This is a genomic window from Pseudomonas caspiana (genome assembly GCF_040224095.2).
GTDB classification, from domain to species: domain Bacteria; phylum Pseudomonadota; class Gammaproteobacteria; order Pseudomonadales; family Pseudomonadaceae; genus Aquipseudomonas; species Aquipseudomonas caspiana.
Genome location: NZ_CP167995.1, coordinates 43,960 through 59,145, shown reverse-complemented (window position 1 = coordinate 59,145; position 15,186 = coordinate 43,960). Strand labels below are relative to the sequence as shown.

General features: G+C 57.4%; 14 protein-coding genes and 1 tRNA gene. 13 read left to right on the top strand and 2 right to left on the bottom strand.

Annotated elements, in window-relative coordinates:
- Window positions 1-91: 91 nt before the first annotated feature.
- Complete coding sequence (gene gabD, locus ABRP31_RS00270) at window positions 92-1,534, bottom strand: NADP-dependent succinate-semialdehyde dehydrogenase (RefSeq protein ID WP_349971318.1); 1,443 nt, start codon at window positions 1,532-1,534, stop codon at window positions 92-94.
- A 352-nt stretch (window positions 1,535-1,886) separates the two neighbouring features.
- Here gabD and ABRP31_RS00265 point away from each other — a divergent pair.
- Window positions 1,887-1,963: transfer RNA gene (locus ABRP31_RS00265), tRNA-Arg, on the top strand.
- Between the two features lie 213 nt (window positions 1,964-2,176).
- Here ABRP31_RS00265 and ABRP31_RS00260 read toward each other — a convergent pair.
- Entirely contained in the window at window positions 2,177-2,659 is a 483-nt protein-coding gene (locus ABRP31_RS00260) for a hypothetical protein (protein WP_349971317.1), read from the bottom strand.
- A 260-nt stretch (window positions 2,660-2,919) separates the two neighbouring features.
- Here ABRP31_RS00260 and ABRP31_RS00255 point away from each other — a divergent pair, with 260 nt between their 5' ends.
- From ABRP31_RS00255 to ABRP31_RS00200, 12 genes are all read left to right on the top strand, one after another.
- Entirely contained in the window at window positions 2,920-4,056 is a 1,137-nt protein-coding gene (locus ABRP31_RS00255) for an S-type pyocin domain-containing protein (RefSeq protein WP_349971316.1), read from the top strand.
- Between the two features lie 18 nt (window positions 4,057-4,074).
- On the top strand, window positions 4,075-4,314 hold the full coding sequence (locus tag ABRP31_RS00250; protein WP_349971315.1) for a pyocin S6 family toxin immunity protein: 240 nt from the start codon (window positions 4,075-4,077) through the stop codon (window positions 4,312-4,314).
- Between the two features lie 370 nt (window positions 4,315-4,684).
- Complete coding sequence (locus tag ABRP31_RS00245; protein WP_349971314.1) at window positions 4,685-4,924, top strand: pyocin S6 family toxin immunity protein; 240 nt, start codon at window positions 4,685-4,687, stop codon at window positions 4,922-4,924.
- Between the two features lie 24 nt (window positions 4,925-4,948).
- The gene (locus ABRP31_RS00240; protein ID WP_349971313.1) at window positions 4,949-5,218 is read left to right on the top strand and encodes a pyocin S6 family toxin immunity protein; all 270 of its coding nucleotides are present in this window, start codon (window positions 4,949-4,951) and stop codon (window positions 5,216-5,218) included.
- Window positions 5,219-5,536: 318 nt separating this feature from the next.
- Window positions 5,537-5,827: a DUF6124 family protein gene (locus ABRP31_RS00235; RefSeq protein WP_349971312.1), complete on the top strand. Its 291-nt coding sequence runs from the start codon at window positions 5,537-5,539 to the stop codon at window positions 5,825-5,827.
- A 272-nt stretch (window positions 5,828-6,099) separates the two neighbouring features.
- Window positions 6,100-7,014, top strand: a complete 915-nt coding sequence (locus ABRP31_RS00230) for a LysR substrate-binding domain-containing protein (protein WP_349971311.1) — start codon at window positions 6,100-6,102, stop codon at window positions 7,012-7,014.
- Between the two features lie 330 nt (window positions 7,015-7,344).
- The gene (locus ABRP31_RS00225; protein ID WP_372489298.1) at window positions 7,345-8,652 is read left to right on the top strand and encodes an MFS transporter; all 1,308 of its coding nucleotides are present in this window, start codon (window positions 7,345-7,347) and stop codon (window positions 8,650-8,652) included.
- Window positions 8,649-9,908, top strand: a complete 1,260-nt coding sequence (locus ABRP31_RS00220; protein WP_349971308.1) for an amidohydrolase family protein — start codon at window positions 8,649-8,651, stop codon at window positions 9,906-9,908. The genes ABRP31_RS00225 and ABRP31_RS00220 overlap by 4 nt, the downstream gene beginning before the upstream one ends.
- A 515-nt stretch (window positions 9,909-10,423) precedes the next feature.
- On the top strand, window positions 10,424-11,776 hold the full coding sequence (locus ABRP31_RS00215) for a cytochrome c (protein ID WP_349971307.1): 1,353 nt from the start codon (window positions 10,424-10,426) through the stop codon (window positions 11,774-11,776).
- Between the two features lie 3 nt (window positions 11,777-11,779).
- Window positions 11,780-12,334, top strand: a complete 555-nt coding sequence (locus tag ABRP31_RS00210) for a sugar dehydrogenase complex small subunit (RefSeq protein WP_087271711.1) — start codon at window positions 11,780-11,782, stop codon at window positions 12,332-12,334.
- Window positions 12,331-13,965 carry a GMC family oxidoreductase gene (locus ABRP31_RS00205; RefSeq protein WP_087271708.1) on the top strand — a complete coding sequence of 545 codons (1,635 nt, stop codon included), beginning with the start codon at window positions 12,331-12,333 and terminating at the stop codon, window positions 13,963-13,965. The genes ABRP31_RS00210 and ABRP31_RS00205 overlap by 4 nt, the downstream gene beginning before the upstream one ends.
- A 211-nt stretch (window positions 13,966-14,176) precedes the next feature.
- On the top strand, window positions 14,177-14,938 hold the full coding sequence (locus ABRP31_RS00200) for a hypothetical protein (protein ID WP_349971305.1): 762 nt from the start codon (window positions 14,177-14,179) through the stop codon (window positions 14,936-14,938).
- Window positions 14,939-15,186: the final 248 nt, after the last annotated feature.

Genomic DNA, 15,186 nt, shown 5'->3' with positions numbered 1-15,186 from the left:
GTCACGGCCTCCGGCCACCAAAAAGGTTTTGGGTGCCACTAAAAACCGCCGAAACGTCGCTCTCGCGCCCCGGCGGCTGCAACCCCCTGCGTTAAACCGACAGGCAGAGGTATTTGATTTCCAGATAATCTTCGATGCCGTACTTCGAGCCTTCACGGCCCAGGCCCGAGGCCTTGATGCCACCGAACGGCGCGACTTCGTTGGAGATCAGGCCGGTGTTGATACCCACCATGCCGTACTCCAGCGCTTCAGCCACGCGGAACACGCGGCTCATGTTCTGAGCATAGAAGTACGACGCCAGACCGAACTCGGTGTCGTTGGCCATGGCGATCACTTCCGCTTCGTCTTTGAAGCGGAACAGCGGAGCCAGCGGGCCGAAGGTTTCTTCTTTGGCAACGGCGGCATCTTTGGACACATTGACCAGAATAGTCGGCTCGAAGAAGTTGCCTTCGATGCTGTTGCCGCCGAACAGCACTTTCGCGCCTTTGCTCACGGCATCGGCAATGTGCTCTTTAACCTTCGCCACGGCCTTGCCGTCGATCAGCGGGCCCGTAGTGGTGCCCTCTTCCAGGCCGTTACCGATCTTCAGCTTGGCGACTGCGACTTTGAGCTTCTCAGCGAACGCATCGTAAACCGCGTCCTGCACGTAGATACGGTTGGCGCAGACACAGGTCTGACCGTTGTTGCGGTACTTGGAAATGATCGCGCCTTCGACGGCCTTATCCAGGTCCGCGTCGTCGAACACGATAAACGGCGCGTTGCCGCCCAGTTCCAGCGAAACCTTCTTGATGTCCTTGGAGCATTCAGCCATCAACTGACGACCAATCTCGGTCGAGCCGGTGAAGGACAGCTTGCGCACGATCGGGTTGCCGGTCAGCTCGCTGCCGATGTCGCCAGCGCTGCCAGTGACAACGCTGAACACGCCAGCCGGGATGCCTGCACGCTCGGCCAGTTCAGCCAGCGCCAGTGCGGAGTAAGGAGTTTGCGAAGCAGGCTTGAGCACCATGGTGCAACCGGCAGCCAGCGCCGGGCCCGCTTTACGGGTGATCATCGCAGCCGGGAAGTTCCACGGCGTGATCGCAGCGGTCACACCAATCGGCTGCTTGAGCACGATCAGGCGCTTGTCTGGCTGATGGCCCGGAATCACATCGCCGTAAACGCGCTTGGCTTCTTCAGCGAACCACTCAATAAAAGAAGCGGCATAACCGATCTCGCCTTTGGCCTCGGCCAGCGGCTTGCCCTGCTCCAGCGTCATCAGGCGAGCCAGGTCATCCTGATTCTCGATCATCAGCTCAAACCAGCGACGCAGCTTGTTGCCACGGTCCTTGGCGGTCAGTGCACGCCAAGCGGGCAGCGCCTTGTCAGCCGCTTCAATCGCACGACGGGTTTCAGCAGCGCCCATCTTCGGCACAGTGCCCAGGACTTCATCCGTTGCCGGGTTGTTGACCTTGATCGTCTGACCATTGTCCGCATCCAGCCAGGTGCCATTGATATAGGCTTGCTGGCGGAACAACTTGGAATCTTTGAGCTGCATGTCGGCCTCCGCTTTGATATACCGAAAATGCGCCGCACACAGGCGGTGCAAGTTTTTGATCGTTCAAAAGGCGCCTCGAACAAGGCCGCCATCAGGAAATCATTCGCCGGCCCCCGCAACGCAGGGTCACAAAGTGCAGGAAAACCGGACAAGAGCGTTTGAAATCTCAAACGAATCCTAGGGACTGCTAGGTCAAAGGACAATAGGCCGTTCGAAAAAAAGAACGCAATTGCCAACATCCGCCCGATTTTCTGATCAGCGTCGTCCAAATACCTTGAAACGTGCAAAATCAACAACAGCACTCACCAGCATGGACGCCCGCCAACCAGATGAGTATCATGGCGCCCGCATTGCACCAGTAGCTCAGCTGGATAGAGTACTGCCCTCCGAAGGCAGGGGTCGTGGGTTCGAATCCCGCCTGGTGCACCATATTTGATTTCAGGGCTGATTGATGGCCTGAGATTCACTCAAAGCCCGCCTTGTGCGGGCTTTGTTGTTTTTGCTGGAAAGTTTCGCTGAGGCTTGTGCGGAAATCGCACCAATCAGCAATCAGCAATCAGCAATCAGCAATCAGCAATCAGCAATCGCCTTGAATCGTCCTACCGGTCAGTGTCCCGCGGCCAGTGCAATATCTCTGACCGCTCAGCGGTTGATGTACAGGCTGTTCATCTTCATGCCGCCGCGCATTTTCTTGACGCCCGGCTCCATGTCGGCCGGGCATACGCCTTGAAAGCTGCCATTGACGATGGTGCGTTGCGTCTCGGTTTTTCCGTTCAATTCGAACGAAGTGTCGGCCGTCAATATGTACGATTTCGTCAGATCGCCCTTGAACGAGGCGGCCAGCTTCGCGTCTGGGCAGCTGGATATAAAGCTGTAGCCGTCGCCGTTACCGCTTTTTGACTCGATCTTGCATTCCTGTTCGAAGTTGGCCCACAAGTCGTCGTCAATCAGACGGTCCTTTGCCTGGTCGACGCAAATTTCCCAGGAAAACGGCGAGGTGGCCGGTGTCACTTTCCACAAGCCTGAAGCGCGTTGCATACGCTGGGATGATTCATCGGCCGCTACCGGCATTGTGACCGCAAGCGCTATGACTGGAATCGAAAACAGTATCGCGGCGTACTTCATTACGTATCCCTTCTGTAAAACAATAAATTTAACACTGAAATAGAAGCGCGCTGCGCCATTCGTAGATGGCATGCGCTGTTCAAGGCTCTCTAATACTTCACTCGATACTCGACCTTTGGCTGAACTCGGTCAGCATCCAGCCGGATATTGCAGACCGGGCAAGCAAACCTGAAACCTCCAGTTACCGAGCGTTTATTGACCCTCACGAGGCTAATCGGCACCCTGCGCGCCCCGACATTAAGGACAGTCTCGGTCGCGTTATGAGAAAGGACGATCTGAAAAAAGATCCATTCGAAGAGCCATGGTATGCCCAGTATTTTGGGGGCGGCAGCTCTTGGGGTGGACGAGTAAGGCCTGCCCAGCCTCCGGAGCCGGTCTACATCGAAAAAGACTACTGGCCCGCGCCTAAACCCCGCACAGACTTGATCTTCGCCAAGTCGTGTATCGATGCAAATTGGTGCCAGACAGACGCAGGCACCAGCACCGAACCCGCCTCCAATTTCGGCGAGGTCATGGTCGCCGGAGCGATGGCCATACCGGTTACCAACGCGGCTGTTGCAACAAAGGTAGGGGCAGAGCTGGCGCTGGGCCGAGTCACTGGCGGCGGCATCATGCAACGAGGTTTGACCTGGGCAATCCGCGGCGCGAGCCTGCCCGCCAGTGTGTTCATTCTCGGCATGCTCCCGACCAAAATGGGCGACGGCACGCTGTACACCGACGAGCAACTGCGCAACATGACCCGCGCGCCCACTCGCGTGCGCTTTCAGTTTCGTCAGGATGCAGAAGGCGTTTTGCAGGTTTACGGCATTCACACCGGACCGACAGGCGACGATTCGGTCCGCACCGTGCAAGCCGCCTGGAACGCCGACCAAACGGCACTGGAAGCCAAGCTCAACGGCATTACGATTCTCTGGACACCCAAACGCGGCCCGCTGGGCGAAATGCCGCCCCTGATCTACCCCGAAAACAGCGGCGAACAACTGGGCACCATCCTCGTCCACCCGATCCCGGAAAACACCGACAGCCAGATCGAAGGCTTCCCCGGCGAAGACATCACCACCGACGACTGCATCGTGGTGTTCCCGGCGGATACTGGGTTGAAGTCGATGTATGTGGTGTTTGCTCGGCCGGTTGGTGGGGATCATAGCTATCATTCAGCGCCTAAAAGACTGAAGGGCTTTCCGGATGCGATGCCGGTGAAAAAGAAATCAAGCGTCCAAGGCGGTGGGAAAAAACGCTCTCGGTGGAAAGATCGTAAAGGGCGTATTTATGAGTGGGATTATGAGAATGGCAGAGTAGAAATATACGACCGTCAAGGTAAGCACTTAGGAGAATTTGATCCCGACACGGGAGAACGAACGAAAGATGCTGAGGCTGGACGCACGACACCAAAATGACTCAAAAGGAAAAAAATCATGTTCTTGGAAATCACCGGTTTTTTGATAGACGACAGCGAAGACGACTCACTCAAATTTGAACTCGATGTGGACCCCGAGTTTGAGCAGGGAGTCATGAAGGTATTGGGCTGGGAAAGCCTGGAAGCAGAGGCCGATGGTGAACTTCCTTTGACAGCCACGCAGGTCGAAGCGATTGCCGCGTTGATCAAAAAGCCGCTACCGATGGACCTAGACCTTTTCATCGGTGTAAGGCCATAGCGAGGAATGCCGGAAATCTGCTGTGTGGTGAACTACAAAATCGAAGCGTTCGACAACGAGACCAGGTTCTTGGCTTTTGAAGTCGCCGTCCCTAAGGATTGCGATGCACGACTTGCGCGAATCATGAGGTGGTCAGAACCTCAACGAGGCGATGAAGGCTATGACATAAGTGCCGAACAGGCGGCAGCTATTGAAGCTCTCATCGGCAGCCCGTTTTACGATGACAGACATATTTTTCAGCTTACTTGTAATGCTGATTAACGGTGAAATCAGAGAAGACACTGAAAACAGTCGATATCGTCGATATCAGGCAAGAAAATAGGCTCGCCAAAAAACGGTGAAACCTAACCGGACCGGAAGGACAACAGCTATGTTTTTATGGATCTCCGGATTTTTAAAAGATGACGCTGAGGACGATGCGTTGAAATTCGACCTCGTAGTGAAGCCTGAATATGAAAACGCTGTATTGAAGATTCTTGGATGGGAAAGCTTGGAGGAGAGCCATGATGGCGAATGGCTTTTATCTATGGAACAACTGGATCAAGTATTCGCAGCGGTCAACGAACCATTACCAAGCGAACTAGACGTCTTCATCGGCGTTCGAGCGTAACAACTAAGATGTAACGGAGATACGTTGAAGGTCATATTTCTTTGGATCAGTGGCTTTTACTCAGATTCTGATACGGACGAATCTTTAAAATACGGCATGGACGTACCGCCAGAGCTAGAGCAAAGAGTGCTCGATGCAATGGGTTGGGCGTCAATGCAGCATGTCCCGCCGGATGAGCATCTTCTGACAAAAGATCAGGTTGAGGCCGTGATGAAGACACTTGGTGATCCCGTCAGAAATGACTTGGTTTACTACATAGGTCTGAGCGTAAAACACATTCCGCGGCCAAGCTGATTTACGGAATCCCCCTACATCCTCCGTCCACGTCACATCCTTGTCGCTCCCGCCCCACAACCCTAAAGTCCACCCCGTCGACGCAAACGTAGCGACCGGGCTTGGCGGTCCGACAGATATAGGCGAAAAGCAGCGCCCCGACTTAAGATGGCAGGCGCTGTTTTTTCGCGTGTGGCCTGGCTTTATGACGGGTTGCGCGGGGACTCTTTCGGGAGTGCCGGGTTCCTATATCTCCGGTCCGCCAACCTTGTGCAATCCGTCACCCTTTTCTGCTTGGCGGCAGAGATGACGGTTCATCAAGATATAGGAACGCGAACCATGACTACCTTTGACGACTTACACCCAACCAAAACCCTCGGCACCACCACCTTTTCCAACTACGGCCCATCCCGTCAGCCGCTGTTTCGCATCAATCCCGACATCCCCATCGAATCCGCACTGGAGCACGCTTCAAGCTTATTGGCCTGTATCCATGAATTGAGCCTCGACGCCGCGATGGGTGATGCAAGCAAGCAGAGTGTCTGGGCGGTTCATCATTTGAGTGATATGGCGAAGGCGATTCTGGACGATGCGTTGTCTGGGAGTGCTGCACGACATCTGATGGATTGACGCTGGCTAATGGCAGATTTCTCGGTCTGGACAGGTTGACTCGGTAAGCTGCCCATCCTGCGTGCGAAGCTAGTTTCGAACCAGACGGCACGTTGAAGATGCACCGCGTTATCGTTCATCGCAAGCAAGCTCAGGTCCCACAGGTATTTGCGCAAGGTATTGCTGACACAGCGGCCGCTCTCTCAAGGATCAACGAGGCGAATCCTGCTGGAGGTGAAACCTCGGCGTTTTTTTGTTCTGATGGCGGGACTTCACGACTGTCCGGACTCCCCATGCGCATCGAACCCCTGCCGCCGCTGCAAACCCTGATCGCTTTCGAGGCGGCGGTGCGCCATGGCAGTTTTACTCGTGCTGCCACTGAGCTGCATCTGACGCAAAGCGCGATCAGCCGGCAGGTGCAGCAGCTTGAGGAGTTTCTGGGGCGGGCGTTATTTCGGCGTGAGCACAAACGCATTCATTTAACGGTGGCCGGGCAGGTGTATGCCGAGCAGGTGCATCGTGTACTTGCCCAATGCGCTGAAGCGACGGCGCAGGTCATGACCCACAGCGGCGAGCAGGAGCTGACGCTGGCTTGTTCCAGTGGTGTCGCGGCGTTGTGGCTGGGGCCGTTGATGGGGCGTTATGCCGATGAGTTTCCCAATGTGGATGTGCGCCTGCGGGTGGTCGACGGGCTGGATTCGCTGGTGCGGGCGGAGTTCGATCTGGCGGTGTATTTCCTGCGTTCCGGGTCGCCGCCGGGGCTGGACAGTCGGCTGTTGTTTGCTGAGTCGGTGGGGGCGTATTGCGCGCCGGGCTATCTGCAAGGCCAAGTGCTCAAGCCACAAGCGTTGTTCGAACATCGCCTGTTGATGCTTGAGGATGGTCAGCGCCAGTGGCTGTCCTGGACAGACTGGTTTGCTCGCCAGGGTATCGATGCTTCGGCGATTCCTAAACGCCTGACGGTCAACAACTACCCGGTGATGGTGGACCTGGCCATCGAAGGTCGCGGCATTGTGTTGGGGTGGAAGCCGATGATTGACGGGCATCTGAAATCCGGTGCGCTGGTGCCTGCGTGTGACGTCCATGTGGGTGAGATCGGTGGTTATTATTTGCTCAATCCGTCGGGGCAGTTTCCGAGTCGTGCGGCACGGTCTTTTGAGCAGTGGTTGACGGTTCAGAGCTCCGGGGCTGAATACGACGCTTTGTAGGAGCTCACGAGTACCGCGAGGCAGCGATCGCGGTCTGCCTGAAAAACCGCCATCGCGGCCTCGCGGTGCTCGTGCGCTCCTACAGGTTATATGTTTGCTGCGCGACAGCGGGGTGTCAGGGGCGCCGAGCGATATCCTAAAGATCCGCGCCCTCCTGCATGCGCTCAGCGCATGCATATCTTCCCAATGAGCGTTTTCCTGCATTCAATTTCGCGAGTTATTCTCGGGCCTACAAGGGCATAAGACCCTGACGATGTTTCACCCGATTGCTTCTCTGCCCCACTCGTGCGCGGGACCACTCCCTGCGTAATTTGCATGCAGGAGTTCAACGTGAACGCTATAAAAAACACGCCAACCCACAACCAGAAAGCACGCAAAGCCGTCATCGCGACTGTGATCGGCAACGGTCTTGAATGGTTCGACTTCACGGTCTACAGCTTCTTCTCGGTCATCATCGCCAAGGTGTTTTTCCCCACCGACAGCGAACTCACCTCTTATCTACTGGCATTGGCGACTTTCGGCGTAGGCTTTTTCATGCGTCCGGTCGGCGGCATCGTGCTGGGTGTTTATGGTGACAAGCACGGGCGTAAAGCCGCGCTGTCACTGACCATCCTGTTGATGGCGCTGGGTACGCTGATCATTGCGATCACCCCAAGCTACGCGCAAATCGGTTTGATCGCGCCGGTGCTGATCGTCCTCGCACGGCTGCTGCAAGGCTTCTCCGCGGGCGGTGAAATGGGCAGCGCGACGGCGTTTCTGACCGAGCACGCGCCAGACGGCAAGAAAGCGTTTTACTCCAGCTGGATTCAGGCCAGTATCGGCGTCGCCGTGCTGCTGGGCTCCACGCTGGGCGCCATCCTCTCGAACTACCTGACTCAGGCGCAGCTGGAAAGCTGGGGCTGGCGGATCCCGTTCATCATCGGCACGCTGATCGGGCCGGTCGGCTTCTACATTCGTAGCCGCATCGACGAAACCCCGGTCTACAAAGAATCCAAAACCACTGAATCGCCACTGCGGGAAGTGTTCCGTACTTACCCAAGGGAAACCCTGATCAGCTTCTCGCTGGTCGTGCTGTGGACGGTCTGCACCTACGCGATTCTGTTCTACATCCCGTCCTATTCGACCCGGGTTCTGGGCCTGCCAAGCGGCGTGGGTTTCAGCGCCGGGATGATGGGCGGCGCGGTGTTGATCGTGGCCACGCCCATTGTCGGCATGCTGGCTGACAAAACCGGTCGCAGGCCGTGGCTGCTGGGTTCGGCGGCAGCAATTTTCGTCGCGGCTTATCCGATGTTCCTGTTCATCAACCAGATGCCGGGGCTGGCCTCGCTGCTGATTTTTGAAGTGGTGATGGGCCTGCTGATCGCCGGTTATATCGGTTCGATTCTGGCCGCGTTCAGCGAACTGCTGCCGACTCACGTGCTGTCCACCGGCCTGTCCGTGGCCTACAACTTTGCGGTCACGATCTTCGGCGGTTTCGCCACGTTCACTATTACCTGGCTGATCGCCAACACCGGCAGCAATGTCGCGCCAGCCTTCTACATCATGTTCGCGGCAATGGTCAGCGGTTGTGGCGCGTTTCTGTACCGCGACCGCAAGACCACCGCCAATGCCACCTTCAAAGGAGCCGCTCTGCAATGAGTACTCAAAACACTGCACACCTGATCCTGCGCAACGGCCAACTGCTCGACCTGAACAAAGGCGAATTGCTGGGCGGTCTGGAAGTTGTGATCGAGGGTGGACGCATCAGCGCTGTTCGCCCACAAAATGACGCTGCCGAAGCCGATGCCCAAGTCATCGATCTGAATGGCCGCACGCTGATGCCCGGCCTGATCGACTGCCACGTTCACGTGCTGGCCTCCAATGCCAACCTGGGCATGAACGCCCTACAACCCAACGCCATCATCATGTACCGCGCCCTGCCGATTCTTGAAGCGATGCTCAATCGCGGCTTCACCACGGTGCGTGACGCGGGTGGTGCCGACTGGGCGCTGGCTCGCTCTATCGCGCTGGGCCTCGTGCCGGGACCACGTATTTTTGCAGCGGGTAAAGCGCTGTCCCAAACCGGTGGTCACGGCGACATGCGCGCTCGTGGTGAGTTGCTGCTGAGCGAGCCGTGTTCGTGCTGCTTCCGTGCTGGCGCTATCGCCCGCGTCGTGGACGGCGTTGATAACGTGCGTCTGGCCGTGCGTGAAGAACTGCAACAAGGCGCCAACCAGATCAAGATCATGGCTTCGGGCGGCGTGTCTTCACCGACAGACCCGATTGCCAACACGCAGTACAGCGAGGCGGAAATCCGCGCCATCGTTGATGAAGCCGAGGCCGCCAATACTTACGTGATGGCTCACGCTTACACCGCTCGGGCGATTCGTCGCGCTATTGAATGTGGCGTGCGCACCATCGAGCACGGCAACCTGGTTGACGCCGACACCGCAAAACTCATGGCCGAAAAAGGCGCGTTCGCGGTGCCGACTCAGGTCACCTACGAGATGCTTGCCAAGCATGGCGCCGAAGCCGGTCTGCCACCTGATTCCGTGGCCAAGATTGAAGACGTACGGCTGGCCGGTCGCAACGCGCTGAGGCTGTTCGCGGAAGCGGGCGTGGAAATGGGCTACGGTTCGGACCTGCTGGGCGACATGCACCAATACCAAAGCCATGAGCTGCAGATCCGCGCCGAAGTGCTGGGCAACCTCGCTGCCCTGCGCAGCGCGACCACCGTCGCGGCCAAAATCCTGCAGCGCGAAGGCCAACTGGGCTGCATCGCCGAAGGCGCTATCGCCGACCTGCTGGTGGTCGACGGCAACCCGCTGGAGTCCATTGAGTGCCTGGTGGGCCAAGGGGAAAACCTGGCAATGATCATTCAGGAAGGCAGCATCAAGAAGAACACCTTGGTGTAAGTGCTGAAGTGTTTCGAAGCCCGCCTTGTGCGGGCTTTTTTGGTTCTGGAAACGCTGCCTGTGAATCAGACTCCTGGGTCCGTCGAGGCACCGCGTCATCGTTCATTGCAGGCAAGCCTAGCTTCCAATGAGCCCGCGATTTCCCGACCTTTGAAGAAATTCGCACAAACGTTCCAAAGATTGTCTCGGCCAAGTCATACAGTCGTCGTACATCTAGCCCATACGGGCCGGGGCCTGTAGCCGAAATGCCCGATTTAGAGCCTTCGACGATTCAAAATTAGCATGGCACTTTGCCTGCTTTGGATGTTGCAAGATGTTACAGATCGTGAAACATTCCCCCCGTTTTCGTGCGACAACTTGTCGCTAGCGCTGAATCGACGTCTTCCGTGAGCGTCGTTTCCGACCAGGCGCACCACTAGCCTCCGAACCTGAAAAAGCCACGGCTGCAGTTGCCTAAGGTAGACAAATACATGTCTTGTTTTACTCGAGAAAGACAGCGGATCAGAGGTGCCTGTATGGGTCTGCTGACGCTGATGTTGTGCCTGGCGGGTTCCGCCAATGGCCAAGAGCTGGAGGCCAATGCGTCTGCCGGTAAACGTGTGGCGATCGCCTCTGACTGCGTCGCGTGTCACACCACGCCTGGCGGCAAACCATTCGCTGGCGGTTACCCGCTCAATTCGCCAATGGGTGTGATTTATTCGACCAACATCACCCCGTCTAAAACCAACGGTATCGGCAACTACAGCCAAGAGCAGTTCGCTCGTGCGGTGCGCGACGGTGTGACGCCGGATGGCACGCATCTGTACCCCGCGATGCCTTACACCTCGTATTCGAAGATCACCGACAGCGATATCGCCGCGCTTTACGACTACTTCATGCATGAAGTACCGGCTGTGGACACGCCATCGCCGAAAACTGAACTGGCGTTCCCGTTCAACATTCGTGCATCGATGATCGGCTGGAACCTGTTGTTCCACGACACCACACGCTTCACGCCGGACGCCAGCAAATCTGCCGAGGTCAACCGCGGCGATTATCTGGTCAACGCGCTGGCTCACTGCGACACGTGCCACACGCCACGTAACTTCCTGATGGCCGCTGACAATAGCAAGCCACTGGGCGGCGGTGCGTTGGGCGCCTGGTATGCGCCTAACATCAGCTCGGACAAAGTCAGCGGCATCGGCGCCTGGTCCAGCGATGAGATCGTCGCTTATCTGCGCACCGGGCATGTGGAAGGCAAGGCGCAGGCCGCAGGCCCGATGGCTGAAGCGGTCGAGCACAGCCTGCAGTACTTGCCGGATACCGACCTGAAGGCGATTGCGGCCTATCTGAAGCAAACCGCTCCGGTTAATTCGGGTGAGAAGAAAGCCCGCCACGAATTTGGCCAAGCCTCCACCGACGAACTAACTCTGCGTGGCGGCAAACCGGAAGACAATCCGGGCTGGCACGTGTTCAGCGGGACCTGTGCCAACTGCCACCAACCTAATGGTCAGGGCAACAAAGAATATCCATCGCTGTTCAACAACACGGCCACCAGCCGTGCTGACAACCTGGTCGCGACCATCGTCTACGGCGTGCATCGCACCGTCGATGGCGTGGCAGTCGACATGCCTGGTTTTGGTCCCGATGGCTTCTTCACTGATCGTTTGACCGATCAGGAAATTGCCGACGTCAGTAACTATGTCCTGTCGCACTACGGCAACCCGGACCAGAAAGTGACCGCTGCCGATGTCGCCCAAACCCGAGCGGGCGGCCCAACGGCTCCGCTGGCGACCCTGGCCAGGTTCACGATCCCGGCAATCATCCTCGTGGTTCTGCTGATCGGCCTGGTGGTATGGCTGATCGCACGCCGCCGCAAGGAGGTCTGAGCAATGGATACTTCAATGACTGACAAGCAAGCATCGACTCAACCTGAATCGCCGGCTGGCGTCTCGCGCCGTAATTTGCTGCGCGGCTCTGTCGCACTGGGCCTGATGGGTCTGGTGGGCGGCATGCTGCCGTGGCAATCGGTACTGGCTGCAGAGCAGTCGAGCGCCGACTTTATTGCGCTGTCGCAGTTTCTGGTGAGCCGTCCGGTCAATCCGGTATTGGCTGCGCGCTACTACACGGCCCTGGCCAAACGCGCACCGAACTTCGCGGGTAATGCTGCCGCTCTGAAGCAGCTGATTGCCGACAACAACCTCAAGCATGTCGATGAATACCTGAAGCTGGCCAACCCTGACGCGTCCCTCAAGGCGACCGCGACCAGCATCATTGCCGCCTGGTATCTGGGGATCGTTGGCGAAGCCGCCGACGCGGAACTCGTCGCCTTCTCCGAAGCGATGATGTACCTCCCGACCCACGGCACCCTCATCGTCCCAACTTACGGCAGCGGCCCGGCAACCTGGGGTCCCAAGCCAGCAGATACCAAGGATTCCAGAATATGAGCAGCGGTGATTTCGACGCCGATGTGGTGATTATCGGCTCCGGCGTAATGGGCGGCCTGATCGCCAGCGAACTGGCCAAAGCCAAAAAATCAGTGATTGTGCTGGAAGCAGGTCCACGGGTTAACCGACGCGATATCGTCGAGACCTTCCGCAATGCGCCGATCAAACTGTCGCTGGCCAACGCCAAGCTGCAAGGTGCCGGCTCGCCGTATCCAAGCCTGCCGCACGCGCCGTCCACTTATGGCGACTACCTGCAGCAAGTCGGGCCGGTGAAGTACAACACGTCCTACCTTCGCGTTGTCGGCGGCACCACTTGGCACTTCGGTTCGTCGCTGTGGCGCATGCTGCCTAACGACTTCCGTCTCAAGTCCCTGTACGGACGCGGTCGCGACTGGCCCATCAGCTACGACGAACTGGAACCGTTCTACGCTCGCGCCGAAACCGAGCTAGGTGTGTCAGGCGTCGACGGTCAGGATGAAAGCGGTCAGGGTGGCGCTGCATTCCCGCCCCGCTCGATCCCTTACCCGATGGAAGGCCTCAAGCCGAGCTACATGTTCAAGCGTCTCTCTGAACTGCTCAGCAAAGGCGGCTACAACCCGATTCTGGAACCCAACGGACGCGCCACTCGTCCGTACGGCAAGCGTCCGCCGTGTGCAGGCAACAACAACTGCAATCCGGTATGTCCGATTGCCGCCAAGTACGATGGCTCCATGCACATCGACGAGGCCGAGAAGCATGGCGCCAAGGTCATGGATAACTCGGTGGTTTACAAGATAGAGGCCGACGATAGCGGCAAGATCACCTCTATCTGGTACATGAAACCGGACAAATCCAAGCACCAGCTCAAGGCCCGTTACTTCGTGCTGGCGGCCTACGGCATCGAGTCGCCAAAGCTGTTGCTGATGTCCACCTCTGAGAAATATCCGAACGGCATCGCCAACTCCTCCGACCAGGTCGGTCGTAACCTGATGGACCACACCGGCATCAGCATGAACGTGATGACCAAGGAAGACATGTGGCCGGGCGAAGGGCCTACGCAACTGCTGGTTTATCTGAACAGCCGCGACGGTGCATTCCGCAAGGATTACCCGAGCTACAAGATCAAGGTACGTAACACCGTGCCGACCTCGCAGATCACTTCGAACCTGATCGCCAAAGGCGTGCTCGGCTCCAAGCTGGATGAAGGCATTCGTCTGCAATCGGCGCGCTCGCTGAACTGGGCGGTGGACTTCGAAACCTTGCCGCTGCCGGAGAACCGCGTAACGCCGAGCAAGACCAAGTTCGACGCAATTGGCCTGCCAGTTCCGGAGATCTATTACAGCGTGCCGGACTACTGGCATGCCGGTAAGGAAAAGGCGCTGGAGGACTTCAAAAACTTCGCCAAGCTGCTCGACGCGGACATCCTCAGCACCGACGTTGGCTTCCAGAACCGCCAGCACATCATGGGCACCACCATCATGGGCGACGATCCGAAGGATTCGGTTGTCGACCGCGATTGCCGCACCCACGATCACCCGAACCTGTTCATCGCGGGTACCAGCGTCATGGCCTCCTCGTCCAGCGTTAACCCAACGCTGACCGGTGCGGCGCTGAGCCTGCGGATTGCGGATGAGTTGCTGAAAGAGGTTTAAGAACCCTGGCGATTCATCTCTGGATCGCCATACCGTGTAGGAGCTGCCGAGGGCTGCGAGCGCATTTGCTGACTCACCGCGAATCGCGGCCTTCGGCAGCTCCTACAGGGGTCAAACCCAAAATCCGTAACGCTGGCGAAACACTTTCAATCGGTTTAACCTCGCTACTCCCTGGCGCAATGGATGCGCAGCCCACATCAAGGAAGAGTGCATGGATCCCAGCGAGAGCCAGTCTCGGGACAAACTCAATCCATTTGAGCGTCTGAGCGCTCCAACTCAGGACGTGCCTCGAGCGTATAGACGTTATCCCTCCAAGCCTTCGCGGCTTTACCGACGTATCTTTGTGCCGTTGTTGTTCATCGTTGCTGCGGGCTATCTGCTGATGCATTTCAATGACCGTCTGCAAAGCGTTATTCAACAAGTCACTGCCCATCGAAATCCTACGCCCACCTTGCCTGCCAGTTCCAATCCGGTACCCCCGATGTATACGCGTGACGCCTTGGTTGCCCCCAAACCGCTGGCCGACTGCATCAAACCGGACAACATCATTGATGAAGCCGTCGCCACCTGCCGCTTTGGACAATTCCCCCGCACAGCCCGGAATCCAGACGCAAGCGGGATGGTGAGTGCGTCCTACCTGGCGAAGTACCAAAGCGAGCAGCAACAAACCGCACGCACCAAACGCGTCACGGCCTCTAACGTCGAGCGCGGCACTGTCTGGCAATGGGACGGCAAACGCACCTACGCAGCCGAATGGACCGTCAAGGACAACCGCATCGACGGCAGCAGCGTCTGCGCCAACTATCGGCGTGGCTCGATCGAGCACCGCGAATGCCGCAAAGGCGCCAAAGTTTACTTCCGGGAAAAATGCCGCGAATGGGGCAAGCGTCGGGACAAAGACGGCAGCGACGCCAGCCAGGCTATCGAAGAGCGATTTTGTTCTGCCGGTCACGGCTTCAATCCGCTGAGTTAGACGCGCGTTGCGATGGCGCATATGCCGTCATGAATTGCACACATTGCTAGCAATCCATCCCGGCTGTATTTTTTTGACTATTTCTTTCGACATCTTTTGTAACGCTCTGCCCCCTATAAACTGGGGACGACGCGTAATCAGCTGCGTCATCCCGCCACAGGTGGCGCGGTCTAGAGCGGTTGCCATCATCGTCCCCAGATGGGATAAATAAAAAGCAAACGGGCTCGAAAATCTATAAAAAACATAGA

Excerpts from the sequence above, each read along its gene's own strand:
- ABRP31_RS00205 (WP_087271708.1), top strand. The coding sequence starts at position 12,331 with ATGAGCAGCGGTGATTTCGACGCCGATGTGGTGATTATCGGCTCCGGC.
- ABRP31_RS00250 (WP_349971315.1), top strand. The coding sequence starts at position 4,075 with ATGTTCTTGGAAATCACCGGTTTTTTGATAGACGACAGCGAAGACGAC.
- ABRP31_RS00245 (WP_349971314.1), top strand. The coding sequence starts at position 4,685 with ATGTTTTTATGGATCTCCGGATTTTTAAAAGATGACGCTGAGGACGAT.
- ABRP31_RS00215 (WP_349971307.1), top strand. The coding sequence starts at position 10,424 with ATGGGTCTGCTGACGCTGATGTTGTGCCTGGCGGGTTCCGCCAATGGC.
- ABRP31_RS00260 (WP_349971317.1), bottom strand. The coding sequence starts at position 2,659 with ATGAAGTACGCCGCGATACTGTTTTCGATTCCAGTCATAGCGCTTGCG.
- ABRP31_RS00230 (WP_349971311.1), top strand. The coding sequence starts at position 6,100 with ATGCGCATCGAACCCCTGCCGCCGCTGCAAACCCTGATCGCTTTCGAG.
- ABRP31_RS00255 (WP_349971316.1), top strand. The coding sequence starts at position 2,920 with ATGAGAAAGGACGATCTGAAAAAAGATCCATTCGAAGAGCCATGGTAT.
- gabD (WP_349971318.1), bottom strand. The coding sequence starts at position 1,534 with ATGCAGCTCAAAGATTCCAAGTTGTTCCGCCAGCAAGCCTATATCAAT.
- ABRP31_RS00220 (WP_349971308.1), top strand. The coding sequence starts at position 8,649 with ATGAGTACTCAAAACACTGCACACCTGATCCTGCGCAACGGCCAACTG.
- ABRP31_RS00200 (WP_349971305.1), top strand. The coding sequence starts at position 14,177 with ATGGATCCCAGCGAGAGCCAGTCTCGGGACAAACTCAATCCATTTGAG.
- ABRP31_RS00235 (WP_349971312.1), top strand. The coding sequence starts at position 5,537 with ATGACTACCTTTGACGACTTACACCCAACCAAAACCCTCGGCACCACC.
- ABRP31_RS00210 (WP_087271711.1), top strand. The coding sequence starts at position 11,780 with ATGGATACTTCAATGACTGACAAGCAAGCATCGACTCAACCTGAATCG.